This window comes from Acutalibacter caecimuris (assembly GCF_034335085.1).
Classification (GTDB): Bacteria; Bacillota; Clostridia; order Oscillospirales; family Acutalibacteraceae; genus Acutalibacter; species Acutalibacter caecimuris.
In genome coordinates, this window is sequence record NZ_JAWXXJ010000032.1 from 1 (window position 1) to 24,316 (window position 24,316).

The 24,316-nt window shown below is 55.5% G+C and carries 26 protein-coding genes; 20 read left to right on the forward strand and 6 right to left on the reverse strand.

Annotation, left to right across the window (positions count from 1 at the left end):
* The first annotated feature begins 377 nt into the window (after positions 1–377).
* Positions 378–1,511 (forward strand): aldo/keto reductase, encoded by a 1,134-nt coding sequence (locus U8U01_RS14730; protein ID WP_367575630.1) that lies wholly within the window; start codon positions 378–380, stop codon positions 1,509–1,511.
* The gene (locus tag U8U01_RS14735) at positions 1,508–2,620 is read left to right on the forward strand and encodes an aldo/keto reductase (RefSeq protein WP_322175793.1); all 1,113 of its coding nucleotides are present in this window, start codon (positions 1,508–1,510) and stop codon (positions 2,618–2,620) included. The genes U8U01_RS14730 and U8U01_RS14735 overlap by 4 nt, the downstream gene beginning before the upstream one ends.
* 39 nt (positions 2,621–2,659) lie before the next feature.
* On the opposite strand, the gene U8U01_RS14740 is transcribed toward U8U01_RS14735, so the two are convergent.
* Complete coding sequence (locus tag U8U01_RS14740; RefSeq protein WP_322175796.1) at positions 2,660–3,214, reverse strand: TetR/AcrR family transcriptional regulator; 555 nt, start codon at positions 3,212–3,214, stop codon at positions 2,660–2,662.
* Between the two features lie 193 nt (positions 3,215–3,407).
* Here U8U01_RS14740 and U8U01_RS14745 point away from each other — a divergent pair, with 193 nt between their 5' ends.
* The 11 genes from U8U01_RS14745 to U8U01_RS17580 all read left to right on the forward strand — a co-directional run bounded on the left by U8U01_RS14745 (position 3,408) and on the right by U8U01_RS17580 (position 11,153).
* Positions 3,408–3,698, forward strand: a complete 291-nt coding sequence (locus U8U01_RS14745) for a 4Fe-4S dicluster domain-containing protein (RefSeq protein ID WP_322175799.1) — start codon at positions 3,408–3,410, stop codon at positions 3,696–3,698.
* Between the two features lie 23 nt (positions 3,699–3,721).
* Positions 3,722–4,171, forward strand: a complete 450-nt coding sequence (locus U8U01_RS14750) for a nuclear transport factor 2 family protein (RefSeq protein WP_322175802.1) — start codon at positions 3,722–3,724, stop codon at positions 4,169–4,171.
* Positions 4,172–4,191: 20 nt separating this feature from the next.
* Positions 4,192–5,340, forward strand: a complete 1,149-nt coding sequence (locus U8U01_RS14755; RefSeq protein WP_322175805.1) for an aldo/keto reductase — start codon at positions 4,192–4,194, stop codon at positions 5,338–5,340.
* Between the two features lie 24 nt (positions 5,341–5,364).
* The gene (locus U8U01_RS14760) at positions 5,365–5,880 is read left to right on the forward strand and encodes a flavodoxin (protein ID WP_322175808.1); all 516 of its coding nucleotides are present in this window, start codon (positions 5,365–5,367) and stop codon (positions 5,878–5,880) included.
* Between the two features lie 25 nt (positions 5,881–5,905).
* Positions 5,906–6,760: an aldo/keto reductase gene (locus U8U01_RS14765; protein ID WP_322175810.1), complete on the forward strand. Its 855-nt coding sequence runs from the start codon at positions 5,906–5,908 to the stop codon at positions 6,758–6,760.
* Between the two features lie 12 nt (positions 6,761–6,772).
* Positions 6,773–7,756, forward strand: coding sequence for an aldo/keto reductase (locus U8U01_RS14770; RefSeq protein ID WP_322175812.1), 984 nt, complete (start codon positions 6,773–6,775; stop codon positions 7,754–7,756).
* A 25-nt stretch (positions 7,757–7,781) separates the two neighbouring features.
* Complete coding sequence (locus tag U8U01_RS14775) at positions 7,782–8,741, forward strand: aldo/keto reductase (protein WP_322175815.1); 960 nt, start codon at positions 7,782–7,784, stop codon at positions 8,739–8,741.
* Between the two features lie 129 nt (positions 8,742–8,870).
* The gene (locus tag U8U01_RS14780) at positions 8,871–9,566 is read left to right on the forward strand and encodes an MBL fold metallo-hydrolase (RefSeq protein ID WP_322175818.1); all 696 of its coding nucleotides are present in this window, start codon (positions 8,871–8,873) and stop codon (positions 9,564–9,566) included.
* Positions 9,567–9,580: 14 nt separating this feature from the next.
* Positions 9,581–10,651, forward strand: coding sequence for an aldo/keto reductase (locus U8U01_RS14785; RefSeq protein ID WP_322175821.1), 1,071 nt, complete (start codon positions 9,581–9,583; stop codon positions 10,649–10,651).
* A gap of 15 nt (positions 10,652–10,666) precedes the next feature.
* The gene (locus U8U01_RS14790; protein WP_322175824.1) at positions 10,667–10,927 is read left to right on the forward strand and encodes an S-layer homology domain-containing protein; all 261 of its coding nucleotides are present in this window, start codon (positions 10,667–10,669) and stop codon (positions 10,925–10,927) included.
* A gap of 109 nt (positions 10,928–11,036) precedes the next feature.
* Positions 11,037–11,153, forward strand: a complete 117-nt coding sequence (locus tag U8U01_RS17580; protein WP_437124400.1) for a cysteine-rich KTR domain-containing protein — start codon at positions 11,037–11,039, stop codon at positions 11,151–11,153.
* Between the two features lie 66 nt (positions 11,154–11,219).
* On the opposite strand, the gene U8U01_RS14800 is transcribed toward U8U01_RS17580, so the two are convergent.
* Complete coding sequence (locus U8U01_RS14800; RefSeq protein ID WP_160578967.1) at positions 11,220–11,552, reverse strand: helix-turn-helix domain-containing protein; 333 nt, start codon at positions 11,550–11,552, stop codon at positions 11,220–11,222.
* A gap of 393 nt (positions 11,553–11,945) precedes the next feature.
* Between U8U01_RS14800 and U8U01_RS14805 the strand changes: the two genes are divergently transcribed.
* From U8U01_RS14805 to U8U01_RS14830, 6 genes are all read left to right on the forward strand, one after another.
* The gene (locus U8U01_RS14805) at positions 11,946–12,464 is read left to right on the forward strand and encodes a hypothetical protein (RefSeq protein WP_322175830.1); all 519 of its coding nucleotides are present in this window, start codon (positions 11,946–11,948) and stop codon (positions 12,462–12,464) included.
* Positions 12,465–12,957: 493 nt separating this feature from the next.
* Positions 12,958–13,317, forward strand: a complete 360-nt coding sequence (locus U8U01_RS14810; RefSeq protein WP_322175833.1) for a type II toxin-antitoxin system PemK/MazF family toxin — start codon at positions 12,958–12,960, stop codon at positions 13,315–13,317.
* Positions 13,314–13,463 carry a hypothetical protein gene (locus U8U01_RS14815; protein WP_322175836.1) on the forward strand — a complete coding sequence of 50 codons (150 nt, stop codon included), beginning with the start codon at positions 13,314–13,316 and terminating at the stop codon, positions 13,461–13,463. The genes U8U01_RS14810 and U8U01_RS14815 overlap by 4 nt, the downstream gene beginning before the upstream one ends.
* A gap of 97 nt (positions 13,464–13,560) precedes the next feature.
* The gene (locus U8U01_RS14820; RefSeq protein WP_322175839.1) at positions 13,561–15,114 is read left to right on the forward strand and encodes a recombinase family protein; all 1,554 of its coding nucleotides are present in this window, start codon (positions 13,561–13,563) and stop codon (positions 15,112–15,114) included.
* Complete coding sequence (locus U8U01_RS14825) at positions 15,111–16,037, forward strand: recombinase family protein (protein ID WP_322175842.1); 927 nt, start codon at positions 15,111–15,113, stop codon at positions 16,035–16,037. The genes U8U01_RS14820 and U8U01_RS14825 overlap by 4 nt, the downstream gene beginning before the upstream one ends.
* Positions 15,970–17,616, forward strand: a complete 1,647-nt coding sequence (locus U8U01_RS14830) for a recombinase family protein (protein WP_322175845.1) — start codon at positions 15,970–15,972, stop codon at positions 17,614–17,616. Before U8U01_RS14825 ends, U8U01_RS14830 begins: the two co-directional genes overlap by 68 nt.
* 332 nt (positions 17,617–17,948) lie before the next feature.
* On the opposite strand, the gene U8U01_RS14835 is transcribed toward U8U01_RS14830, so the two are convergent.
* The 4 genes from U8U01_RS14835 to U8U01_RS14850 all read right to left on the reverse strand — a co-directional run bounded on the left by U8U01_RS14835 (position 17,949) and on the right by U8U01_RS14850 (position 22,556).
* Positions 17,949–20,144 (reverse strand): alpha-galactosidase, encoded by a 2,196-nt coding sequence (locus U8U01_RS14835; protein WP_322175848.1) that lies wholly within the window; start codon positions 20,142–20,144, stop codon positions 17,949–17,951.
* Positions 20,145–20,530: 386 nt separating this feature from the next.
* Positions 20,531–21,106 (reverse strand): DUF4364 family protein, encoded by a 576-nt coding sequence (locus U8U01_RS14840; protein WP_322175851.1) that lies wholly within the window; start codon positions 21,104–21,106, stop codon positions 20,531–20,533.
* A gap of 103 nt (positions 21,107–21,209) precedes the next feature.
* Positions 21,210–21,764 carry a GNAT family N-acetyltransferase gene (locus U8U01_RS14845; protein WP_322175854.1) on the reverse strand — a complete coding sequence of 185 codons (555 nt, stop codon included), beginning with the start codon at positions 21,762–21,764 and terminating at the stop codon, positions 21,210–21,212.
* 30 nt (positions 21,765–21,794) lie between these two features.
* Complete coding sequence (locus U8U01_RS14850; protein WP_322175857.1) at positions 21,795–22,556, reverse strand: SDR family NAD(P)-dependent oxidoreductase; 762 nt, start codon at positions 22,554–22,556, stop codon at positions 21,795–21,797.
* 401 nt (positions 22,557–22,957) lie between these two features.
* Between U8U01_RS14850 and U8U01_RS14855 the strand changes: the two genes are divergently transcribed.
* Positions 22,958–24,229 (forward strand): hypothetical protein, encoded by a 1,272-nt coding sequence (locus U8U01_RS14855; protein ID WP_322175858.1) that lies wholly within the window; start codon positions 22,958–22,960, stop codon positions 24,227–24,229.
* Positions 24,230–24,316 lie beyond the last annotated feature (87 nt).

Here is a 24,316-nt window from a genome sequence, read left to right on the forward strand (position 1 = left end):
CGACCACACTTGATCGCTTATGTCATGTCTGTGATAGGAAGCATCCATCTTTTCCTCTCCTGTCTTTTTTGATGCTTCTATTCTATCACAATTCCTCTACCTTGTGTAGACACTATCTAAAGAAAATATGACAAAAAGGAACCACCTGCCGCCAGGGAGCCTTTGCGCTCTCTTGGTGGCAGGTGCCTCCTGTCATGGTGGCGGGTGTAGGGAACCTACCCAGCAGAAAAGAACTACAGCAGACAAAATAACCACTCGTAAAAGCCACAGCTGTGGCATACACACCATTCCTTGCTGAAATGTGGTGTACATTCCCGGCTTTGCCTGCTATAATTTTCCCATGGAAATTCCGGCAAACCAATCAAGGAGAGATTCTCATGCAAAAATTCGGTTTCGGCCTCATGCGCCTGCCCACCGTGGACGGCCAGTACACGCAGATCGACATCCCCGCCTTCCAGGAGATGGCGGACGCTTTCATCAAAGCGGGTGGTGCCTACTTCGACACTGCCTGGCCCTATCACGGCGGCAACTCCGAGCGGGCATTCAAGGAGGTTGTGGTCAAGCGCTACCCTCGGGACAGCTTCACCATCACCGACAAGATGCCCATGTACGCGGTCAACACCGCCGACGACCTGCCCAAAATCTTCAACGAGCAGTTGGAGCGCTGCGGGGTGGAGTATTTCGACTACTACTGGCTCCACGCCCTGGGCAGCGGCAACTATGAAAAAGTCCAGCAGACCAACGCCTTCGACTTTATCGCCCGTATGAAAGCCGAGGGCAAAATCAAGCACATCGGTTTCTCTTTCCATGATGATGCCGACTTGCTGGAGCGCATCCTCACCGATCACCCGGAGGTGGAATATGTGCAGATCCAGCTCAACTACCTGGACTGGGAAGACCCCACTGTCCAGTCCGGCAAGTGCTATGAGGTCTGCGAAAAACATAGCAAGCCGGTGATGGTCATGGAGCCCATCAAGGGAGGCAGTCTTGCCAGCATCCCCGAGGAAGCCGACAAAATTCTGAAAGAACAGTGCCCGGAGCTGTCCACCGCCAGCTGGGCCATTCGTTTCGCCGCCAGCCAGGAGAATGTGAAGATCGTCCTCTCTGGCATGAGCAGCATGGAGCAGATGGAGGACAATCTCAGCTATATGAAGGATTTCCAGCCGCTGAATGACGCGGAGAGCGCCGCGCTCCAAAAGGCCACGGAGATCATCCGGGCCAGCATCGCCGTGCCCTGCACCGCCTGCCGGTACTGCGTCAGCGAGGCCAAGTGCCCCAAGAACATCGCCATCCCGGACGTGTTCGCCATCTATAATAACCTCAAGCGATTCAGCGGCCCCCAGGGCATGGTGGCGGCAACCTATTACGCCAACCTGACCGAGAGCCACGGCAAGGCCGGGGACTGCATCGGGTGCGGACAGTGTGAGAAGCACTGCCCCCAGCACCTGCCCATTCGGGACTATCTCAGACAGGTGTCGGCAGATTTAGACAATCAGGAGGAAAACCCATGATTTACAAACCATTCAAAGACCTTTCCCTCTCCTGCCTGGGTATGGGCAATATGCGCCTGCCCGTGCAGGGCGACAAGCCCGGCGCGCCCATCGACTGGGAGCGCGCCCAGCAGATCATCGACTACGCCATGGAAAACGGCATCAACTACTACGATACCGCCTTTGTGTACCACAACGGTGAGTCCGAGAAGTTCCTGGGCGAAGCCATGAAGAAGTACCCCCGGGAAAGCTACCATCTGGCCACGAAATTTTTCATCCTGGCCAACCCCGATTACAAGGCCGTCTTCGAGGAGCAGCTCTCCCGCCTGCAGACCGATTACATCGATTTCTATCTGATCCACGGCATCTTTGACCACACCTGGCAGCAGTATCTGGACAGCGGCTGCATTGAATACTTCCTGGAGCAGCAGAAGGCCGGGCGCATCAGGTACCTGGGCTTCTCCTCCCACGCCAGCGTGGAAAATCTGACTAGATTTGCCGACCATCACAAGTGGGACTTCGCCCAGATACAGCTCAACTATTTCGACTGGCAGTATTCTACCACAGCGGAGGAATACAAGGTTCTGGAGGAACGGGGCATCCCCATCATTGTCATGGAGCCGGTGCGGGGCGGGCGTCTGGCCAGCCTTTCCAGCGACGCGGAGGGCATCCTGAAAGCGGCCCATCCCGATTGGAGCATCGCCTCCTGGGCACTGCGCTGGATCAAGACCCTGCCCCAGGTGCAGGTGACCTTGAGCGGAATGTCCACCCTGGAGCAGATCAGGGATAATGTTGCCACCTATCAGGAGCCGGAGGGGCTCTCTGCCGAGGACACAGCCACTCTGATGAAAGCCTGCGAAACCTTCAAAAAACAGGTGAGCGTCCCCTGTACCGCCTGCCGGTACTGCTGCGACGGCTGCCCGGTAAATATCAACATCCCGGCCTATCTGAGTATTTATAACAGCTATAAAACCGACGGCCCCTGGGCTCTCAATGGACTGAAGGACGTGGACAGCGAGGGCAAGCCCGCCGACTGCATCGCCTGCGGGGCTTGCACGGGCCACTGTCCCCAGAGCATTGACGTGCCTGGAATCATGAAAGAGTTGAAGGAATTAGGAGAGAAGCCATAGAAAAAAGGCGCGGAGTTTACCGGCTCCGCGCCTTTTCATTCAGAACTGCATCCCCTCCACCCCATGACACACCAGCCGGATAGTCAGGTCAATGATATCCTCCAGGGGAATCCGCTTGCCGTCGGCCACCCACTGCTTGTAAATGGCCAGGGTGCTCTGGGAAAGGTAAGTCATGATGATATCCTGGGTAAAAGGGTCGTTCTGATCCCGCTCCCAGGTCTGGCTCATAATGTCGCTGGTGATCCGGCGGCTCACATAGTGGTAGCTGCCCGCGCAGGTGATGCGCTCCCCCAGCCTGCCCAGGCTCTCCTGAGACAGGAAAAACTCCCGGGTGATCTTGTCCATGTCCCGGGGACGCACCATGCCCTCAGTGCGCTTGATGAAGTCCTGGGCCAGGTCGTTCTGTATCTCCCGGAGCAGGTCGTCCAGGGAATCATAGTGCAGGTAAAATGTTTTGCGGTTGATTTTCGCTCGTTCGGTCAGCTCCTTGATGGACATTTCTTCGTAGTCCATCTCGCAAATCATCTCCTCAAACACCCGGCGGATGTTCTCTTTGGTGCGCTGGATACGTAGGTCAACCTTCTTTTCCGGCATGGCCAGCCCTCCTTTTCTTTATTTTACTATACTCGTGATGGATATGCAACACCTGACCCATATTTTCTCTGATAAAGTTACGCCACATTTTTGCAGGTAGTGTGGCATAAACCCCATTCTCTGCTGAAATGGTGTGTACTTTCCCATCCGGAGCCGGTATACTGAACTCAAAGAAAGTCAGGAGGGGATCACCATGAGGACGAAAACCATCGTACCCATTACGGCGGAAAAGCTGGCAAGCTGTGGGAAGTGCCGGAAATGTTCTCTGGGCTGTCCGGGGCACATCGACATCCCGGCTATGCTGGCGGTTTTCTGTGCGTATCAGACCGGCGGCAAATCCGCGCTTTTACCCATAAAGGATTTTCACAAGCATGGCCTGCCCATAGACTGCATCGAGTGCGGGGCCTGTACGGACCACTGCCCCAAGCGCTTTGATGTGCGGGCGGCGATGAAGGAATTGGCAATTCAATCCATGATGCGATAATTGAATTTAAGGAGGATGCTTTTATGACTACGGAGATCATGCAGGCAAAAATGGAACTGAAAGAACTGGTGGACACTTTCTCCAATCTGGCGGACGTAAAGGACGCTGCAAGCCAAGGAGAGCTGTTCCTGCCGGACGGTATACTGGAATTTCAGATAGGTCCCGATGGGGAAATCAGCAACATTGTTGGCCGGGAAGCACTGGTGGAGGCGTTCTCCAATACGATCAATCCCTGCAAGGCGGTATACCATATCAACGGACAGCACAATGTGACTGTCAATGAAAGCTGCACTACCGCCGAGGGCACTGCCTACTGCCAGGCCACACTGGTGAATGATGAGGATGGGAAAGACATCATCACTACCAACTATGTTCGCTACGCTGACCTCTATGAGAAAGTGGACGGCAAGTGGTATATCAAACGGCGGAGGACCACATTCCTCATTATGGATAAGCGGGAATTGGGAAAATAATCAGAAAAGGGGCTTTCTTTGTGAATTACAGAAAACTGGGCCGGACCGGCCTGAATGTCAGTGAGATCGGCCTGGGCAGCGAGGCGTTTGTCAACCGGGCGGAGGATGAATCCCTGGCCTTGATCCAGGCCGCTATCGGGGCAGGAGTCAATTATTTCGACCTGTATAACCCGGAGCCCTATGTGCGGGATGTGCTGGGAAAGGCCATGGAGGGCAGGCGGGAAAAGTTTATTTTGCAGGCCCACCTGTGCTCTGCCTGGCTGGACGGGCAGTATAAGCGCACCCGGAACATGGACGAGGTGAAAGCCGCTTTTGCCGATCTGCTCACTCGTCTTCGCACAGACCACATTGAGGTGGGCATGATACACTATGTGGATCAGCAGAGCGACTTTGACCAGGTGTTCCATGGACCGGTCATACAATACGCCCAGGAATTGAAATCCGCCGGAACCATCCGGCATATCGGCATGAGCACCCACAACCCCCGGATAGCCCTCCAAGCGGTAAAAACAGGGCTGGTGGATGTGATCATGTTCAGCGTCAACCCTGCCTACGATATTCTGCCGCCCAACGAGGACGTGAACTCCCTGTTTGAAAAGGCCACTTACGAGGCCGTACTCTCCTCCACCGACCCCGAACGGCAGGAGCTGTACAGCCTGTGCGAAAGCGAGGGGGTTGCCCTGACGGTGATGAAGCCTTACGGCGGCGGGGCTCTGCTGGACGCGAAAGAATCGCCCTTCGGCATAGCAATGACGGTGGCCCAATGCCTTCACTACTGCCTGACCCGGCCAGGCGTAGCCACCATCCTCTGCGGCGCCAGGAGCATAGAGGAGCTGATGCAGGCGGTGGCTTACTGTGACTCCGCCCCGGAGGAAAAGGACTATGCAAAGGTGCTCAGCGGGTGCCCTGCCCATCCTTTTTCCGACAAATGTATGTATTGCGGCCACTGTGCCCCCTGCACAGTGGGCATTGATATCGCCACAGTGAACAAGTTCGCCGACCTGTGCGAGGCACAGGGTACAGTGCCGGAAACGCTTAGGGAACATTATTCCTCCCTGCCGGTCAGGGCCAGCGCCTGTGTAGAGTGTGGGCAATGCGAAACGCGCTGTCCTTTTGGGGTAAAGATCGTGGAGCATATGCAGAAAGCGAAGGCCATTTTTGGTCAGTGAATTTTAATACGAAGGAGCAAACCCATGGCAAACATCATCACAATTTACTTCTCCATGAAGGGCCAGACCATCGGCCCTGGCATGAAGCTGACCCATTTGGACAAGGGCAACACGGCGGCTGCCGCTGAGTTCATCCAGAAAGCTGTAGGCGGTGACCTGTTCGAGATCGAGGCCGACCGGGCTTACTCAGAGGACCATATGGTACTCATCAAGGAGGCCAAGCAGGAGCTGGAGAACGGCACCCGTGTCCCGGCAAAGTCCTACCCGGATCTGAGCCGGTATGACACGGTTTATCTGGGCTACCCCAACTGGTGGAACACCATGCCCATGGTGCTGTTCACCTTCCTGGAGCATTACGACTGGACCGGCAAGCGTATCATTCCCTTCTGCACAAACGAGGGCAGCGGACTGGGGAACAGCGTGTCCGACATCAAGAAACTGTGCCCCGGAATCGAAGTAGACGAGGGTGCGTCTTTTACTGGCTCTCAGGTGCGGGAATCAGAGGGAAAGATTGCTGGCTGGGCAAAGAGCAGGCTGTAAATTGATAAACAGGAGAGAAAATGACATGAATCAGACCTATATCACCTTGAACAACGGCACAAAAATCCCTCAGTTCGGCATGGGTGTTTTTATGGTACCGGAGGGAGAGGCCACAAAAAACGCCTGTCTGGAGGCTTTGAAGCTGGGATACCGCCATATCGACACGGCCCATGCCTACCAGAACGAGCGAAGCGTGGGAGCGGCTGTGCGGGAGAGCGGCATCCCCAGGGAAGAAATCTGGGTGACTTCCAAACTATGGCCCTCTGAGTACGGCGAAGGAAAGACTATGGCGGGCATCGATAAAATGCTTTCCAGGCTGGACATCGGCTATATTGACCTGCTGCTCCTGCATCAGCAGGTAGGCGATTATATGGGCGCATGGAAGGATATGGAAAAGGCCGTGGCCCAGGGTAAGGTGCGGGCAATCGGTCTGTCCAATTTCGAGTCGGAGCGGCTGGAGGAAGTCTGTGAGGCCGCTGCTGTCAAACCGGCGGTTTTGCAGGTGGAGTGCCACCCCTATTTCCAGCAGGAGGAATTGAAAAAACGATTGGCTCCTTACGGCACAGTGATCGAATCCTGGTATCCCATCGGCCACGGCGACCCAGGGCTTATCAATGAGCCGGTATTTACCGAACTGGCACAAAAGTACGGCAAGACCAATGTGCAGGTCATTCTCCGCTGGCATATCCAGGCAGGAAACATTATCTTCCCAAAATCCACCAACCCCCAGCATATCCGCGATAATTCTGATATTTTTGATTTTGCTCTGACAGATGATGAGATGGCAAGAATCAAAGCAATCGATAACGGCAAACGCTTTTACACCGCCACCCTGGAGGAACAGGAACGCAACTTCTCCGGCTGGGTTCCGGCGGACTAAAGGGGGCAAACCATGAAAGCCAGAAACTGCGGCAATCTGAAAGTCAGCGAAATCGGCATGGGCTGCATGGGCTTCTCCCACGGCTACGGGCAGATCCCCAGCGAGGACTACAGCATTGAGGCCATCCGAAAGGCCCTGGACTATGGCTGTGATTTTCTCGACACCTCCGAGGCCTACGGCCCTTATATGTCCGAAACCGGGCACAACGAGAAAATTGTAGGCAAGGCCATCAAGGGCCGCCGGGAGGACGTGGTGCTGGCGACCAAGCTCTTCATCGGCACAGGCGAGGCCAGGCGCTCCGCCTATGACGTCATCCGAAAGCATCTGGAAGCGTCCCTTACCCGCTTGCAAACGGACTATGTTGACCTGTACTACCTCCACCGCATCAACCCCGCCGTGCCGGTTGAGCAGGTCGCCGAGGGCATGGGCAGGCTCATAGATGAGGGGCTTATCCGTGGCTGGGGGCTGTCCATGGTGACGGTGGATTTTATCGACCGGGCGCATAAAGTTACGCCGGTCAGCGCGGTGCAGAACATCTACTCCATGATGGAGCGGGACTATGAGAAGAAGGTCATCCCCTACTGCCAGGCGAACAACATCGGCTTTGTGGCGTTTTCGCCCATCGCCAGCGGGTTCCTGTCCGGCAAGGTGACGGCTGACACCAAGTTTGTGGGGGACGATGTGCGGCGCTGGGTGCCACAACTGAGCGAGAAGAATCTGGCGGCGAACCAGCCCTTTGTCGACCTGGTGTCCGATATGGCAAAGAGAAAGAATTGTACAAACGCGCAAATCTCCCTGGCCTGGATGCTGCACAAATATTCATGTGTGGTGCCGATACCCGGCTCCAAGAATCAGGAGCGGATACTGGAAAACCTCCGGGCCAGCGAGGTCGATTTGACCGATGCGGAGTTCCAGGAGCTGGAAAACGGGCTGGCGAACTTGAAAGTCTACGGCAGGCGCAAGGATGTCAACATGGGTTCGGAGTATATAGACTAATCGTAAATTTATCAGGAGGATTATTATGGAAACCAGAATTTTAGGCAAGGATTTGAAAGTCAGCGCCATCGGGCTGGGCTGCATGGGCCTGTCCCACGCCAACGGCGCGCCCACCGAGGAAAACGAGGCTGTCCGGCTGCTCCGGGAGGCCGTGGAGGACGGCTACACCTTCTTCGACACTGCCGAGACCTACGGCTACAAGGAGGACCCTCACCACAATGAAAAGCTGCTGGGCAAGGCCTTTCACGGTATGCGGGATGAGCTGGTGATCGCCACCAAGTTCGGCGTGTGGTTCGATTTCAGTCAGGACCCGGACCGCCCTCAGCTGTTCACCGATTCCCGCCCGGAGACCATCCGAAAGTCCGTGGACGAGAGCCTGAAACGACTGAATACCGACTATATCGACCTGTACTACCAGCATCGGGTAGACCCCAACGTGGAGCCGGAAACTGTGGCGGAAGTCATGTCCGAGCTCATCAAGGAGGGCAAGATACGCCATTGGGGCGTGTCTATGGCCAGCGAGGATTACATCCGCCGGGCACACGCCGTCTGCCCCCTGACCGCCTCCCAGAACGTATACTCCCTGATTGCCCCGGATGAATCTTTATTCAAAACTTTTGAGGAGCTGAACATCGGCCTGGTGTCCTGCTGCCCCATCGCCAAAGGGCTTTTGACCGGGGCTTACCGCAAGGGCGAAGAGTTTGAGAACGGTGATTTCCGCAAGGGCTCCGCTTGGTTCAGTGATGAAACTATGGACAAGACCCAGCCTCTGATGGACTACCTCACCCGGCTGGGGAAGGAGAAAAGTGCTACTTTGGGGCAACTTTCTTTGGCGTGGATGATAAACAAGAAACCGTGGATCGTGCCGATTCCGGGCACTCGGAAGTCCAGCCGCCTGAAGGAGAACGCTGGGGCGGGGGATATCCGGCTGACGGCGGAGGAAGTGGCGGGGATCGATAAGGCCATTGCGGAGATGAATGTATAAATATACCCGGCAAAGGGGCGAGTTTATATGGCAAAGCATGGCCTTGTGATTCCACTGATATTTGTATTGTTTTTTGCGGCCTGTTCTGCTCCACAGGGCGAGATCACCGCGCCCTCTGCAATATCCAATATGGAGCAAACTTCTGACACGCCTGCTCCGGCAACCCCTGCCCCGTCAGAAAGCCCGATGGCTCCCACGCCGGAACCATCTCCCGCTGCCACCCTGCTCTACCAGGGCCAGGCCAGCTTGCGCATCGTTACCGGCGAGGGCAAGGTGATCTACATTGACCCCTATGCCGGTGACAGCTATGATCTCCCGGCAGACCTGATTCTCGTAACTCACGGTCACTACGACCACAGCGCTGTTGATAAGATAGAAAACCGCAACCCGGATTGTCAGGTTATAACCCACCGTGAGGCTGTTATAAATGGCGAACACCAGATTTTCGATTTGGGCTATGTAACTGTCGAGGCCGTGGAAGCGGGATATAACGACTGGCACGACGTGAATGAGTGCGCTGGTTATGTGCTGACCTTTTCCAATGGACGCTCGATTTATGTGACCGGCGATACCTCCACTACGGAGCAAATGCCGCAACTGGCAGAGAAAGAAATCGACTATGCCTTTTTCTGCTGTGATGGCGTGTTCAATATGGGCCTGGAGGAAGCCGCCCGATGTGCGGAAATGGTGAATGCCAAGCATAATATCCCCTACCACATGACTACCAACCAGGAGAAGGTGGGATTCGACCGGGAGATTGCGGAGCAGTTTGGCGTGGAGAATCGGATCATTTTGGCTCCGGGGGAAACGCTGCTTATCGAATAAGAAAGGAACCTTTCATGAATAAATTGCGACTATTGTTGACTTTGCTTTTGGTGTGCCTGCTGCTGGCTGGGTGCGCTGACAGCGCGTCCAGCACCGTGGAAAACTCCGGCACACTGGAGATTTCCAGCCAGACGGCAACACCCACACCTACTGTTGACAGCGGCATTTCTTCCCGTCCTGTGACAGAAGAAGCGACTATCGAACCCGAATCCACCCCAGCAGAGAACGAAGCACAGACAGAAACCACCGTGGGAAAATTTGATCTGGAGGGTGGCACTGTTCTGCTCAACAACGGCATCGAAATGCCCATCCTTGGCATCGGCTGTTTCCGGCTCTCCCCCGAGGAAGCGGAAAACTCCGTCTACTGGGCACTGCGTGACGGCTACCGGCTTATCGACACCGCCCGTATCTATGGAAACGAGGATGGTGTTGGCCGGGGCATTCAGCGGGCAATCGACGAAGGATTTGTCACCAGAGAAGAAATATTTGTTACCACAAAGATGTGGACATCGGACTATGATGACGGCCCGGTAGCCATCGACGCCTCTTTACAGCGGCTGGGTTTAGATTACATCGACCTGATGATTTTGCACCACTCCCAGCCCAGCAATGATGTGGCCGCTTATCAAGCTATGGAGCAGGCTGTGGCCGACGGCAAATTGCGCTCCATCGGCCTGTCCAATTACTACACCTCGGAGGACTTTGACCGGCTGGTGAATGCCACGACGATTACTCCGGTGCTGCTTCAAAATGAAACCCACCCTTACAACCAGAGCAGCGTTATGAAGGAGCACATTGCCCAGTACGGAACAGTGATGGAAAGCTGGTTCCCGCTGGGAGGGAGAGGGAATACGCAGACGCTGTTTAACGACGAAACTATTTCATCTATTGCGGCAGCTCATGGAAAAACTTCCGCCCAGGTCATTTTGCGCTGGCATTTGCAGGCGGGTAATATTGCCATTCCCGGTTCCAGCAATGAGGCGCACATTCAAGAAAACTTTGAGATTTTTGATTTTGAGCTCAGCGATGAAGAAATGGCGCGGATGACCGCGATGGACAAAAACGACCGGTTTGCAGACTACTAAAAAGGAGCGGATTCTATGAAAAGAGCAATTGCATTTATTTGCGCATTCGCCCTGCTGTTGGGAATATCTATCCCGGCGCTGGCGGCAGATTTCACGGACGTGCCCACTGGAGCTTGGTATGCAGAGGATGTAGCCTGGTGCCGGGAGCATGGTATTATGAGCGGCACCGGAAACGATACCTTTTCGCCCAATATCAATATGAGCCGGGCCATGCTGGCAGCGGTGCTTTACCGTGCGGCGGGAAGTCCTACAGTTACGGGAAACCTTGTCATATAGTAAAAAATATTTTTCCAGGGAGGTGTTAGATGGCACAATGCAGACAACCATTTGGGTGATATGCCCGAAATGCGGAAAGAAAACGCACACAAAACTCAGAGAGGATACGATGCTGACCAACTTCCCACTGTACTGTCCAAAGTGCAGGCAGGAGCGTATCATCAGCGCCAATGAGTTCAAAGTGCGGACAATAAAAGAAGATAGAAGCGAGAGCCAGACGCAGTAGAGCGTATCTCTACCTACGCGCAGAGCCAGTGCCTTGATTTTCGGATCAAGTTCACTGGCTCTTTTTCTATTTGTGCTTATAAATGGCACTGAGCAGCGCCTTAACCAGCTGCTTGTCCCGTTCGCTGCAGTTTTCATATAACCGCATGACCTGCTGGGCATCTGTGTCATTTTCTAAGTCAGGATAGAAAATCTGGTCAGCAGAAATCCCCAAGCAGCAAATGATATCCCGCAAAGTTTCGTACTTGGGCCGCTTTTCGCCGTTTTCTATGGCCGATAGAAAACGCTTTGTGATCCCCACCTGCTCTGCGACTTCATCCCGCTTATACCCTTTTGCACAGCGTGCATCGTGCAGAATTCGGCCCAGCTCCAGCAAGGCAGGTTCTCTATTCTCAGACACTGTTAGTTCACCTCCTGCCAACAGTGTACTCCATAACCCGCCCCTTGAATATGTACCAATGGTGTCGGATTTTTGGAACAAAACCAGGAAAGAAGTGATGCTCTCAACAATAATCTGCCAGAAAAATACAGCTGTAGGAGGCGTGAGAAGGTGACCGTGCGCTCTGACACAACAATTCAGCTTTTCATCTGACTTGCTGTGGAGCAGTGCGCCGCAATGGTGAACCAGTAGAGCTCTTTTCTGCCCACCTGTATCATCCATGCAAAAAGCAAGCTATCTATAGGGCGATAATCCCCCTTGTAGATAGCTTGCTTTGCTATTTGGTTCATGCCTGCCGGTCAGCGGGCTGCCGCAGCCCACCCCCAATCAATCGTTTTGCCAACCCAAAACAGATTGATTGGAGGAATCACGGTGGAGTACACACCAAAGAAAGTGTTCGTTTTGGAAGATGGAACATACCTGGAACTCAGTTGCGCTGAGTTTCGCCGGGGAGAAGATACATACCATGGTCGGAGGTTCATCCCCCTGCACGGTATGCTAATGGAAGTGCCCGAGGACGAATACAAGGCATTTTACAAGGAAAGACGCCGCCAGAAATATTTGGCCGAGCGCTCAAGGGACAACGGCGACTTCTCTTACGATATGCTCACCACAGACGAGTTCAACGGCGAGGATATCCTGGTGGACACAGTAGCAGACACAGCAGAACAGGCAGAAAGAAGTCTTTTGCTGGACAAGCTACGGAGTGCATTGGAAGAATTGTCTTTGGATGACAGGCAGCTTATACAAGCATTATACGTCAAGCAGCAAACAGAGCGCGAATACGCCTCTCAGATTGGCGTATACCGCAATGGAGTCCACTATTGCAAGGAGCAAATTCTTGCTCGGCTCAAAAAACTTTTGAGAAATTAAAAATTTCTCTTGTGCAAAGCCCTCACTTTTCGGCTTAGAAAGTGAGGGCTTTCTTTATTCCCTCTGTTGCTCTTTGAAAATTGAATATTCAACGCACCTTTTACTTTCCTTTTGCCGCCGTGAGGAGCGGCAAGCCACATGAGCGGACGCCAGCTTCTGGCCTCCAGGCTCAGACGATGGAACGCACATCCATCGACGGCGATGACCGGCAGAAGGGATAATGATACTTGCGTCCAGTCCTAAAGCCGAGCGTGACCCGTCGCAGCAAAGGAGGGCGCCCTCCAGAGATCCTGGGGGTGGTGATATTCCAATGAGGTTAAAGGCATAACCGGAGGGTGCGTTCCCTGCTTGGGGGCGATGGTCGCCAGTGGCGACCGCTCTAAGCCGACCGAGTCGGCAGACGAGAAATCGAGGATAAATACAAGCACGCAAAACGATTGATACAAGGCGGCAGTCTGCCCTTTGGCTGCCGTCATTACTTACGGAGGGAAACATGAAACAAGTCAAGCGCGGCGAAATTTATTACGCCGATTTATCGCCGGTGGTGGGCAGCGAGCAGGACGGCACTCGGCCCGTCCTCGTTATCCAGAACGACACCGGTAATAAATTCAGCCCCACCACCATCGTGGCGGCTATCACCAGCAAGTCAGACAAGGCCAAACTGCCCACCCACATTATTGTTCACGCAGACGGGTTGGATGTGGAGTCGGTTGTGCTGCTGGAGCAGATCAGAACGATTGATAAGCGCAGGTTGATTCGCTATAGCGGCAAGCTGGACAAGGCCGCTATGGGCTGGGTCGATCATGCCATCATCGTCAGTTTCGGAATCAAATATATGGAGGTGCTGTTGTGAATATGGATATCGGTAATTCAGCATTTGTTTATAGCGTGAATATGCTCCGCCTGCTGCTGAAAATGCAGCTCATTACTCAGGAAGAATACGAACACATTTTGCAGATTTCTGCCGCCCACTACGGCATCGAAAAAATATATGTCTGAAGTGAAAACTCTGGCGGTTTGCGCTGGATGTATCTGAACTCTTGTGGTATTGTTGGTGGTGCCAAAAGGCGAAAAATCAAAGAAAGGAATGGTGCAAATGACTGTAACCGACATCAGTCGGGAATCTCAAAAGCCCAAGGTTATCCGGCTTGCCGCCTACTGCCGGGTGTCCAGCAAATCTGCTGACCAGCTACACTCCTTTGCCGCTCAAATTCGCTACTACAAGGATTATGAGCGCAAAAATCCGCAATACAAGCTGGTAGATGTGTACGCTGACGAGGGCTTGAGCGGCACGGATATGAAAAAGCGCGATGAGCAGAACCGGCTTATTCGTGACTGCAAGCTGGGGAAAATCGACCGGGTAATCACAAAGTCCGTGTCACGGTTTGCCCGGAACACGCAGGAGTTGCTGGTTGCTTTGCGTACCCTCAAGGAGTTGGACGTGAGCATCTACTTCGAGGAACAGGGCATCGACAGTGACAAGATGAACATGGAAATGCTGGTGACCTTCCCCGGCATGGCCGCACAGCAGGAAAGCGTGAACATCTCCGACCATCTACGAAGGAGCTATCAAATGCGCATGGAGTCCGGGGAGTTTAACTGCTGCGCTCCGGCCTATGGGTACGATTTGGTCGATGGACAGCTTGTGGTGAAAGAGGATGAGGCAGCTGTGATTCGCCGCATTTTTGACCTTTACCTGCAAGGCGTGGGAAAGCAAAACATTGCGAATATCCTCAATGCAGAAGGAGTTCCACGGCGATATGGACAGAAAAAATGGCACCACACTACGGTTGACTATGTGGTCAAAAACGAACGGTATATGGGCGATGTACTCCTGCAAAAGAAATTCACAACGGACACCCTGCCCTTCAGAAAGAAGAAAAATCGGGGCGAAAAGCCGCAGTATTATGTGGAGAACAGCAACCCGCCCATTGTCAGTAAGAAAGTGTATCTGGCGGCACAAGAACTGCAAAAATCCCGGAATGTCAGCCACAAGCGCGAGGGTGTGCATCTCCTGACAGGTATCCTTCACTGCCCAGAATGCGGCAGGACGTTCCGCAGACTGCTCCTGAACGGCACCGCCTACTGGCTATGCAGCGGCAAGGCTGCAGGGGCTACAGATTGTCAGAGCAGACGTGTGCGAGAAAACGCAGTTTACAACACCTTCTGCCTTATGACAGACAAGCTGGCTTCACACCGGCAAGACCTGATAGGTACGCTGATCCACCAAATGGAGATGATGCAGAATCGTAGCAGCGAGAGCCAGGAAAAGATACGGCAGATCGACAAACAGATAGCCGATTTGAGCGCACAAAATCTGGTGGTTGCCCGGTTCCACACCAATGGCGTTCTAAATGCTACCGACTTTGCCGCTCAGCCCTCGGTAATCAGCAACAAGATCAATACCTTGCGGCTCGACCGCAAAAAGGCGCTGGCTGAAGATGAGGACGATGAGCTGATATATACGCTGAAATCACTGGACGATACCCTGGCCGGATATGTGCCGGGCACACCATTTAGTCAAGCGTTATTCGAGGAAATTGTCCAGAGTATCACGGTCATGGATAATTCCCGGCTGACCTTTCATCTCATTGGCGGGCTTGCCTTTACAGAGCAAATCCCTGAGAATGTGAGGTGTCGCACGGCATGAAAAAGAGGAATGTTCCGTTCGGATACCAGTATCAGAACGGCGTGATAACCACCCATCCGCAAGAGGCTGCTGTACTAAATCGCATTTTCAGCGAGTACCAAAATGGTATGTCTCTGCTGGATATTGCCGACCGGCTGAATGCTGAAAATGTGGAATATCAGCCCGGCGTTACCGGATGGAACAAATCCCGCATCATGCGGCTGATAGAAGATGAGCGATACACTGGCAAAAGCGGTTTTCCAGCAATTATTGACGAGGAAACGCATCGCGCTATGATTGATATGAAAGCCCAAAAGAATACTCAACACAGCACGGATCGTAACCATGAGATTTTTCATATAGATGTGCCTGTGACTTGCCCGGTCTGTGGTTCCGAAATGAACCGTAGACATGACAGCCGGTTCAGAAAGTGCCAGCAACGATGGATATGTTCCAATGCGGACTGCCGCACGGCGATTCACAAGGCTGACAGCGACCTACTGGATGATATTACTGTACTGCTAAACCAGGTGATTGTCAATCCTGAGTTGGTGCAAATTCCAGTTATTGACGACTCCATGAGTGTGCAGACTCTGAAAGCTGAAAATGAGATTGCGCGAACATTAGACACGCTCGATTACGATAAAAACACCTTGAGAAAAAAGATGTTGGAGTGTGCCTCCCTCAGATATGCGGACATCGATTCCACTCCATATATAGCCCATAGGTTGAAAGCGACTCTTGCCGATGCAGAGCCGCTTTCAGTTTTTTCACTGGCACTTTTTAAGAGGACGGTTCAAGCCATCCACCTCGGAAAAGATGGCGCCGTGAGCATAAAAGTGATAAATGACCAGATGGTCGGAAAGGACGATGAATATGCAACCAACAGTGAATACTCCGCAAAAAGTAGTGCGGAAGATACCGGCGAAAATCAACATAGCTGAAGAAATCAAACAGGCCCACCGGCAGCTCCGGGTGGCGGCTTACTGCCGCGTTTCCACGGCCCAGGAGGAGCAGTTGAACAGCTATGATGTGCAGGTAAGGTACTACACCGAGAAGATTAGAAGCGAGCCTAAATGGGCCTTTGTGGGCATCTTTGCAGACAGAGGACTCTCGGGTACCAGCACCAAAAAGCGCGACGAGTTCAACAAGATGATTAAGCAATGCAGGCGCGGCAAAATCGACATGATTATCACGAAGTCCATCAGCCGGTTTGCGAGGAATACGGCTGACGTTCTCAAGTATGTTCGTATGCTCAAGGAGATAGGCGTGGACATCTTCTTTGAGAAACAGAACATCCACAGCACCCAGCCTGGGGCGGAATTTTATATCACCATTTATGGGAGCATTGCTCAGAGCGAATCTGAGAACATCAGCGCCAATGTGATATGGGGCAAAAATCAAAGTGCGAAAGAGGGGAAGGTTCCCTTCCAGTACAAGCGGTTTCTGGGCTACCGGCGCGGGCCGGACGGCAAGCCTGAAATCGACCCGGAACAGGCCGAGGTCGTGAAACGAATTTATAGCAGTTTCCTCGCCGGGGACAGCATGACGACCATCGCAAACACACTGACTGCAGACGGCATACCGACGCCTACCGGCTCTGGGAAATGGGTACCAGGGACGATACAGTCGATAATTTCAAATGAAAAATATGCAGGGAATGCCGTCCTCAACAAGACCTATGTGGTGGACTGCTTGAGCAAGAAAGTCAAGCGCAACGACGGCAAGGCCCGGCCCATGTACTTTGTGGAGAACAATCACCCCGCCATCATCGACCCTGCCACTTTCGGGCGTATTCAGGAAGAACTCGCCCGGCGTACCGGCAAACGCAAGGTCAAGCAGAAAGGTACTAAAACGGAGCAGGGCCGTTACTCCAGCAAGTACGCTCTGACGGAACTGCTGGTCTGTGGCGAGTGCGGAACTCCTTACCGCCGATGCACTTGGACGGTCAAGGGTGAAAAGAAACCGGTCTGGCGGTGCATCAACCGGCTGGACTTCGGCAAGAAATACTGTCACCACTCGCCTACGATGGAGGAAAGTGTGCTGCAGGAGGCAGTCATGGCAGCGATCATGCGCACAGCAAAACAGAGTGCCGATGTGCTGGGCACCTTAAAGCTGCACGTCGGTATGGGGCTGAAGAATGATAATGGTGAGGACAACTGCCTTGATATCCAGATAAGGATAGCAGAAATTGACGCGGAATTCAAGGCTATGTTGCAAGCTATAGCCACAGATACAGTGGAAGATTTTGACGAGCAGAGGGCCACAGCACTCATGGCTGAGAAAAACAGCTTGGAGCAACAGTTGACTCAACTTGACAATGCCCAGCAGGAAAAAGAGAATACAGAATCTCGGCTGGACGAGATTTTTACTATCCTGGATGGGCTGGAGAATCACCCCATGGAATATGATGACCGGCTGGTGCGACAGGTGCTGGAGTGTGTGGTGGTGGAGTCCAAAGAAAAAATCAAGGTGATTTTTGCAGGAGGATTAGAAGTTGAACAGGCAATTGAGAACGTGTGAGAGTTCAGATACACCCGGCAATTTGGCAAAAACATCTTTTTCGTATCCACCGCACATCCCCCCAACCGGTTCGCGCACCCACCAGGGTGCGCGAACTTTTTTGCCCATACCGGTACCGCACGCGCCTTTTTCCGTCCACCGCCTATAAGCTTTACCACAGGATCCCATAACCCGCACACCCGCAAAAATCACCGCCCCAAATTGGCCTCCCCTCCTTGCAGACGATAAAAAGCTCCAACAAAACCCCAGCCGTTTCAACCCAAACAAAAAGGGCCCCAGCCAACACGCCGGGGCCCTCTCTCTTATAGCTTGCTATACCAGGGCGCTGCCCTCTATTTTGCCACCAAATGCCGGACAACGCAATCGCCGTCCTTGGGCGCGGGCCAGGGGCGGATGGACAAATCCAGCCCGGCCCCCATCAGCAGCGCGCCGGAGGCGGTTTCCCCGCTCTCTTCGTCGGTGTACAGCATATCCGGGTCCAGCCCCACCAGCCGTTTTACCTGGAAGAACTCCCCAGGCCGGCGCATCATCACCCTGGTAAACAGTACCTCCCGCTTGTCCGGGCTTACAAAGGCCCAGTCGCAGAACCAGGGGTCCTGGTTGGGGTCGGTCAGCCGGTACAGGTCGCCTTCCCGTATCAGCCGGTAATACTTATGGTATTGGGCCACCTGGGCCTTTACGGCCTCCCGCTCTTCGGGGGTCAGTTCCCTGGGGTCCATCTCGTAGCCGAAGGTACCCATCATGGCCACGGCGGCACGGGTAGCAATGCCGGCACGGGGGTTGGCCGATATATGCGCCCCCATGCTGCTGACCGGGTAGCACAGCGAGGCCCCGAACTGGATGGTCAGCCGTTCGATGGGGTCGGTGTTGTCGCTGGTCCAAATTTGGGGGGAATAATAGAGCATCCCCGCGTCAAACCGCCCGCCCCCGCCCGAGCAGTTCTCCAGCAAAATATGGGGGAACCGGGTGGTGACCCGCTCCATCAGGTCATACACCCCCAGCACGTAGCGGTGGAAGAACTCCCCCTGGCGCTCCGGGGGCAGGGCGGCGCTGGCCGCCTCGGTGATATTGCGGTTGCAGTCCCATTTTACATACTCTATGTTGTGGCTGCCCAGCACAGCCTCCATCTGGGCAAAGATATTGTCCCGCACATCCTTCCGGCTCATGTCCAGCACCAACTGGTGGCGGCTCAAAGAGCCCTCCCGGCCTTTTACGCCGATGGCCCAGTCCGGGTGGGCCCGGTACAGGTCGCTGTCCGGGCTCACCATTTCCGGCTCATACCATATGCCGAACTTCAGCCCCTGGGCGTTCACCTGGCTGATCAGTTCCTCCAGGGAGCACCCCAGTTTCCCTTCGTTCACCTGCCAGTCGCCCAAAGCCCGGTGGTCGTCGCTGCGGGCCCCAAACCAGCCGTCGTCCATCACCAGCATCTCAATGCCCAAGTCTTTGGCGGCCTTGGCAAAATCCACCAGTTTCTGGGCGTCAAAGTCAAAGTAAGCGGCCTCCCAACTGTTGATGAGCAAGGGGCGCTCCTTCTTGGCCCACTGGCCGTGGATCAGGTGGCTGTTGTACAGCCGGTGGAAGGCCCGGCTCATGCCGCCCAGGCCCTGGGCAGAGAACACCATCACCGCCTCCGGGGACTGGAAACTCTCTCCGGGCTCCAGCCGCCAGCTAAAGGCGTCCGGGTTAATGCCCGCCAGCAGCCGGGGGCAGCCCCAGGCGTCCACCTCCACCTCTATAGAGAAGTTGCCGCTGTACACCAGGTTTACGCCGACCGCCTCCCCCTGCTCCTCGCCCGCGCCCTGGCGCAGCAGGGCCACAAAGGGGTTGTGGTTGTGGCCGGTCATACCCCGGCGGGAGCAAATGCTCTGGGTGCCGTGGCGCAGGGCCTGCCGCACCTGGGTATTTTCCTTGTTCCAGTGGCCGTATACATGGACCAGCTCATAGTCCATGGTAGGCAGGTCCAGGCACAGGCTGTACACCCGGCGCAGATCCACCGGCTGGCTGCCGGGATTTTCCACCCGCACGCTGCGTGCCATGGCCCCGTTGGCCGCAAACACCGTGTACAGCAAAAATACCTTTACCCCGGTACCGGGGTCCCTGGCCTCGATTTCCAGGCTCTCCGCCTCGCCTTCCCCGGCAAAGGTGGCCGGCAGGCCGCTCAGTGCCGGCTTGCCCTTGAAGATCCGGTGGGCAACATACCGCAGGTCCGTCACCACATTCCCTTCCGGGGCCCGCACCTGCAAGGCGCTGGCCCGGCTGTCCCCGCTGCCGGTGCAGGGGTACTCCTGCGGGGTAAAGTCCAGCGAGAACTGTACGTGCTCCATATTGTCCATATGGGGGTTCCGGGGGGAGAAAGAGTCAAACCATCCCCGGCACATATACCGGGCCAGCGCCGCCGTGTCCGTCACCCGCGGCCCATAGTACAGATGTGCCAGGTACCCATGCTCATAGATCTGTATCGCATAACTGGAAACATCCGTGTCCAGCCGGAAAACCCGGCTGCTTTCATCATACAAAATTGCCATAAATCGGGCTCCTTTCAGCCAAGGCAAGGCGGTGGAGGCCCTGCCCCCACAACCCTGCTGTGTGTAAAAAGTGCATCAAACCTTTATGCCCCCCAAAGGCTGGCCGGGGAAAAGGCTGTGGGAGCGCTGCCCCCACACCCCTGCCAAAGGGCCGCGGGCCCTTTGGAAACCCAACCCCGCGCCCTGGCAGCAATGCCGCCCAAAGCCCCCGCCCGCGGCCGCCGCTTTCTGTCCCCGGCGGCTTTGGAAGGGCACAAAGCCTGTTTGAAAAATCAGGGACGCTGCTCTTTTGGCCGGGGGAAAAGGCCGTGGGGGCGCTGCCCCCACACCCCTGCCAAAGGGCCGCAGGCCCTTTGGGAACCCAACCCCGCGCCCTGCCTGCGCCCCTAAGGGGAGAACAGCCCCTGGGCAAAGGACATATCCCCGGTCAGGGAAGAGAGGGTAAGCTTATACAACTGGTTGGGGTTTTTGTAAAAGTTTTCCCGCACCAGTTGGGCCTGTGCCATATCGGGCACAAACAGGGAGAGGGCCATCAGCTCCAGCCCCTGGCCGTCCAGCACCCGGCAGGTAACGCGCACGCCCTTTTCCGCAGGCGCTATGTCCACCTGGTTTTCCCGGCGGGCGCGGGCCATGGCCAGCAGGCTCAGGGCAGCTTCCAAAGCCTTGTCCCGCACAGCCAAAGGCAGGCCGGTGTCCAGGTCGGCGGCAATCTCCCGCCCTGTAGCGGCAATAGACCACCCCGCCGGCCCGCCGGTAATGTGCCCGGAAACCGCCAAAGCCGCCAGGGCGTCGGCGGTTTCAAAGTAGTTGGCCAGCGCCCGGCCCTGCACCACCTGGCAGATATCCTCCTCCGACAAGGGGGCGTTTACGCTGGCCAAAATGTAGCAAACCAAAACCCGGATGTCATTTTTGCTCCACAGCCCGCCGGGGTCGACCCCGCCGGTAAATGCGTCCCTTTCCATAGCAGCCTCCTTCCTGAAGGCATCGTGCCTTCTACCCCAAGCATAACAGCGCCCGCCGGGATTGTCAAGCTATCTTTTTCCGGCGGCGCCCTTCCCCTTCCGGCTACCGGGGGAACTCCAAGGCCATCAGCCAGCAGTCCACCAGTTGGCCGTCGTGCATTTCATGCCGGGGCAAAAGCTTAACCTTCTGGAACCCGCAGGCCTCATAGCAGCGGATCGCCCTGGGGTTGTCCGCGTGGGGGTCCAGCACCACCGCGGCCGCCTGCTGTTCCCTGTGCAGCCACCCGCACAGCAGCCGGATAAACCGCCGGCCAATGCCCTTGCCCCACAGTTCCGGCACGCCGATAAACTGGTCGATGCCATACACCGGCGCCGGGGTATAGGGGTACTGGTATTCCGCAAACCCCTCCCTGTCCAGTTGATAGGCCTGTACATAGCCCACATCCCGCCCCTCATACTGTATGATGCACCGGGAGGCGTTCCATTCCTCCTCATAAAAATCCGCCTGTATGCGCGCGGGGGTAAACACCTGGCTGGGCCCTTCCCAATAGGCCAGGTTGCGGGGGTCTGTCAGCCAGCCCAAAAGCAGGGGGGCGTCCCCCTGGGCCAGGGGCCGCAGGCCCACCGGGCCGTCCTGTAGGGTGATGGTATACTGCATAGCAAATACCTCCTTTTGATGGGCCGGTGCCTATACCTCCGTAAACTCCATAATAAACCCGTGGGGCAAAAGCTTGGCCAGCAGGTGGTACAGCTTGTAGAAAAACCCCTTGGTATACACCAGTTTCCCCCGCTTGGCGGCCCGTAGCGAGCCCTCTGCCACCTCCTTGGCGTCAACCCTGGGCAGCTTGTCAATCAGCCTGGACTTCCCCTCCGGCACATTGGCCACCTTCCAAAAGTCCGTGTCCATAGGGCCGGGGCACACGGCCAGCACCTTAATGCCACGGGGGCGCAGTTCCTCGTGCAGGGCCTTCGAGAAGGTCAGCACAAAGGCTTTGCTGGCCGCGTAAACCGACATACGGGGCGTAGGCGCAAAGGCCGCGATAGAAGCGATGTTCAGCACCAGGCTGTCGTCCAGCATATAGGGCAGGCACAGCCGGGTCAGGCTGGCCAGGGCCCGGCAGTTCAGGTCTACCATGCCGGTTTGGGCCCGGCGGTTAGAGGAGAAAAAGTCCTCGCACTTGCCGTAGCCCGCGTTGTTCACCAGCACCTTGATCTCCGGGCTGTTCTCTTTCAAAAGCTGTTCAAATACCTCCAGGCTCTCCTCTTTTGCCAGGTCCAGGGAAATGGCCGCAATGGTCTTGTCCGGGTGGGCCTCCGCAATCTCCCGCAAAAGTTCCTTGCGCCGTGCTACCAGCCAAAAGGCGTCCACCGTAGGGTACTGGGCGATAATGGCGTCTATATACGCCCGCCCCAGCCCGCCGGAAGCGCCGGTGATAACTGCCGTCACCATACATATCCGCCGTCCTTTCTGTACGCAAAGCTCTGTTTTCCGGCCTGTAGCCAACCAGGGCGTAAACGCCCATTCTGTTTCCATTTTACGCCTTTCCGGGCGGTCCGTCAAGTGCCGGAAGGCGGCAAGGGGGGCAATTCCCGTAAAAATATTTGCAATTTCTGTTTTCCTTTTCCGCGGGTTTATGTTATAATGTACACGGCGTCCCCCAAAAAAAGACAGAACAATAGAACAGCAGGGCCGCCCAAGAAAACCACACCAAGCTTTCCGTTCAAAAGAAAAATCAAAACAGAAGGGGCCATAGCCCAGCGCGCCCCAGGCTCACCGGCGCAAAAAGCCCTGGCAAGGTATGGGGTAGCGCCCCGCCGGGCCTCCATTATCTGTAGAAAGAAGGTTTCACCGTGAAAAAACTTGTTTCCCTGTTCCTGGCCCTGCTGATGCTGGGGGCCCTGCCCATGGCGGCCCTGGCCGAAACCTGGGGGGATGCCGACTTCACCCTACAGCCCCCGGAAGGGGCCTACCACCTGGGCCCGGAGTTGCCGGAGGATGACGCCCTGTGGGCCCTGGCCGGCGTGGCAGACCCCGCCGGGGAGCTGCAAAACTACGCCAAGGCCGGGGTGCTGGCCCAGTTCGTCACCCAGGACGGCACGGTGATCACCGTGATGAAAAAGGAAAGCGACATCAACCAAAGCGTCTATGACTTAAACCTGCTCACCGAAGAGGAAAAGCAGCAGTTCATGGGCCGGCTGGGCGAGTCCGAAGACGACCTGCACGTAGACAAGGGCTGGTACACCGTGGGGGACAGGCTCTTCTACTGGCTGCGCCTGGACCTGCTGGGGGACAACCCCATGTATGAGCTGGCCTATGGCACCATTGTCAACGGCTACGCCATCAATATCGACCTGTACTCTATGGGCGAGCCCATCACCCCCCAGCAGGAGGAAACCCTCCTGGCCGTGGTAGATTCCCTCCGCATCACCCGCGTCACCGAAAAGCCCGCCCCCCAGCCGGTAGATGTTGCCAGCACGGTGCTGCTCCTCCTGTTGCTGTTGGCCGCGGTGGCGGTGCCGCTCATCTATATCCCCTTAAAGGGGAAGGCGGACAAAAAGCGCAAGGCCCGGCTGGCCGAGCAGCTTTCCGAGTACCACCGCACCCACGGGGCCGACCAGGCCGACGGCGAGGTGCTGTTCATCAATGATACCGACTGCACCAAAGAGGCCATCCACACCTTCAGCGTGTACCAGGCCTATGTAAAAAATATCGGCGAGGTGATCTTCGGCGGGGTCATGTGCCTGGTGATGGTGTCCACGGCCTTCCTCATCGACGCCGCCTGGTGGATGAAACTGGTGGCCATCGCCATTGCCGCCTACTATGCCTACAAGGTCATCGGCATGGCCGCCACGGTAGAGAAGATCCAGCGCAAGGTCCACGGCCGGGGCCAGTCCCAAACCGCCCACTATACTTTCTACCCAGCGGTATTCCGGGTATCCGGCATCCAGTCCGCCAGCGTCATCCCCTATTTCCAGCTTACGGACCTGCGCCGCAAGGGCCAGTACCTGTACCTGTACTACGGCCCGGACAACGCCTATATGGTCGACCAGTATGGCTTTACCCAGGGTGAGTTCGAAGAATTTGTAGATTTTATCCAAAAATCTGTACAAAAGCAGCCATAATATCCCTTGCTTTCGCCGCATATCCGTTAAAATGTATATGAGGTCTGAAACCGTCCTGTGCATGATGGTGCGGATGTGGCAGCATGA

What these genes read in the sequence shown, in the direction of transcription:
- U8U01_RS14730 (WP_367575630.1), top strand. Translation starts at nt 378, where the DNA reads ATGCAAAAATTCGGTTTCGGCCTCATGCGCCTGCCCACCGTGGACGGC.
- U8U01_RS14735 (WP_322175793.1), top strand. Translation starts at nt 1,508, where the DNA reads ATGATTTACAAACCATTCAAAGACCTTTCCCTCTCCTGCCTGGGTATG.
- U8U01_RS14740 (WP_322175796.1), bottom strand. Translation starts at nt 3,214, where the DNA reads ATGCCGGAAAAGAAGGTTGACCTACGTATCCAGCGCACCAAAGAGAAC.
- U8U01_RS14745 (WP_322175799.1), top strand. Translation starts at nt 3,408, where the DNA reads ATGAGGACGAAAACCATCGTACCCATTACGGCGGAAAAGCTGGCAAGC.
- U8U01_RS14750 (WP_322175802.1), top strand. Translation starts at nt 3,722, where the DNA reads ATGACTACGGAGATCATGCAGGCAAAAATGGAACTGAAAGAACTGGTG.
- U8U01_RS14760 (WP_322175808.1), top strand. Translation starts at nt 5,365, where the DNA reads ATGGCAAACATCATCACAATTTACTTCTCCATGAAGGGCCAGACCATC.
- U8U01_RS14765 (WP_322175810.1), top strand. Translation starts at nt 5,906, where the DNA reads ATGAATCAGACCTATATCACCTTGAACAACGGCACAAAAATCCCTCAG.
- U8U01_RS14770 (WP_322175812.1), top strand. Translation starts at nt 6,773, where the DNA reads ATGAAAGCCAGAAACTGCGGCAATCTGAAAGTCAGCGAAATCGGCATG.
- U8U01_RS14775 (WP_322175815.1), top strand. Translation starts at nt 7,782, where the DNA reads ATGGAAACCAGAATTTTAGGCAAGGATTTGAAAGTCAGCGCCATCGGG.
- U8U01_RS14780 (WP_322175818.1), top strand. Translation starts at nt 8,871, where the DNA reads ATGGAGCAAACTTCTGACACGCCTGCTCCGGCAACCCCTGCCCCGTCA.
- U8U01_RS14785 (WP_322175821.1), top strand. Translation starts at nt 9,581, where the DNA reads ATGAATAAATTGCGACTATTGTTGACTTTGCTTTTGGTGTGCCTGCTG.
- U8U01_RS14790 (WP_322175824.1), top strand. Translation starts at nt 10,667, where the DNA reads ATGAAAAGAGCAATTGCATTTATTTGCGCATTCGCCCTGCTGTTGGGA.
- U8U01_RS17580 (WP_437124400.1), top strand. Translation starts at nt 11,037, where the DNA reads ATGCTGACCAACTTCCCACTGTACTGTCCAAAGTGCAGGCAGGAGCGT.
- U8U01_RS14810 (WP_322175833.1), top strand. Translation starts at nt 12,958, where the DNA reads ATGAAACAAGTCAAGCGCGGCGAAATTTATTACGCCGATTTATCGCCG.
- U8U01_RS14820 (WP_322175839.1), top strand. Translation starts at nt 13,561, where the DNA reads ATGACTGTAACCGACATCAGTCGGGAATCTCAAAAGCCCAAGGTTATC.
- U8U01_RS14825 (WP_322175842.1), top strand. Translation starts at nt 15,111, where the DNA reads ATGAAAAAGAGGAATGTTCCGTTCGGATACCAGTATCAGAACGGCGTG.
- U8U01_RS14830 (WP_322175845.1), top strand. Translation starts at nt 15,970, where the DNA reads ATGCAACCAACAGTGAATACTCCGCAAAAAGTAGTGCGGAAGATACCG.
- U8U01_RS14835 (WP_322175848.1), bottom strand. Translation starts at nt 20,144, where the DNA reads ATGGCAATTTTGTATGATGAAAGCAGCCGGGTTTTCCGGCTGGACACG.
- U8U01_RS14840 (WP_322175851.1), bottom strand. Translation starts at nt 21,106, where the DNA reads ATGGAAAGGGACGCATTTACCGGCGGGGTCGACCCCGGCGGGCTGTGG.
- U8U01_RS14845 (WP_322175854.1), bottom strand. Translation starts at nt 21,764, where the DNA reads ATGCAGTATACCATCACCCTACAGGACGGCCCGGTGGGCCTGCGGCCC.
- U8U01_RS14850 (WP_322175857.1), bottom strand. Translation starts at nt 22,556, where the DNA reads ATGGTGACGGCAGTTATCACCGGCGCTTCCGGCGGGCTGGGGCGGGCG.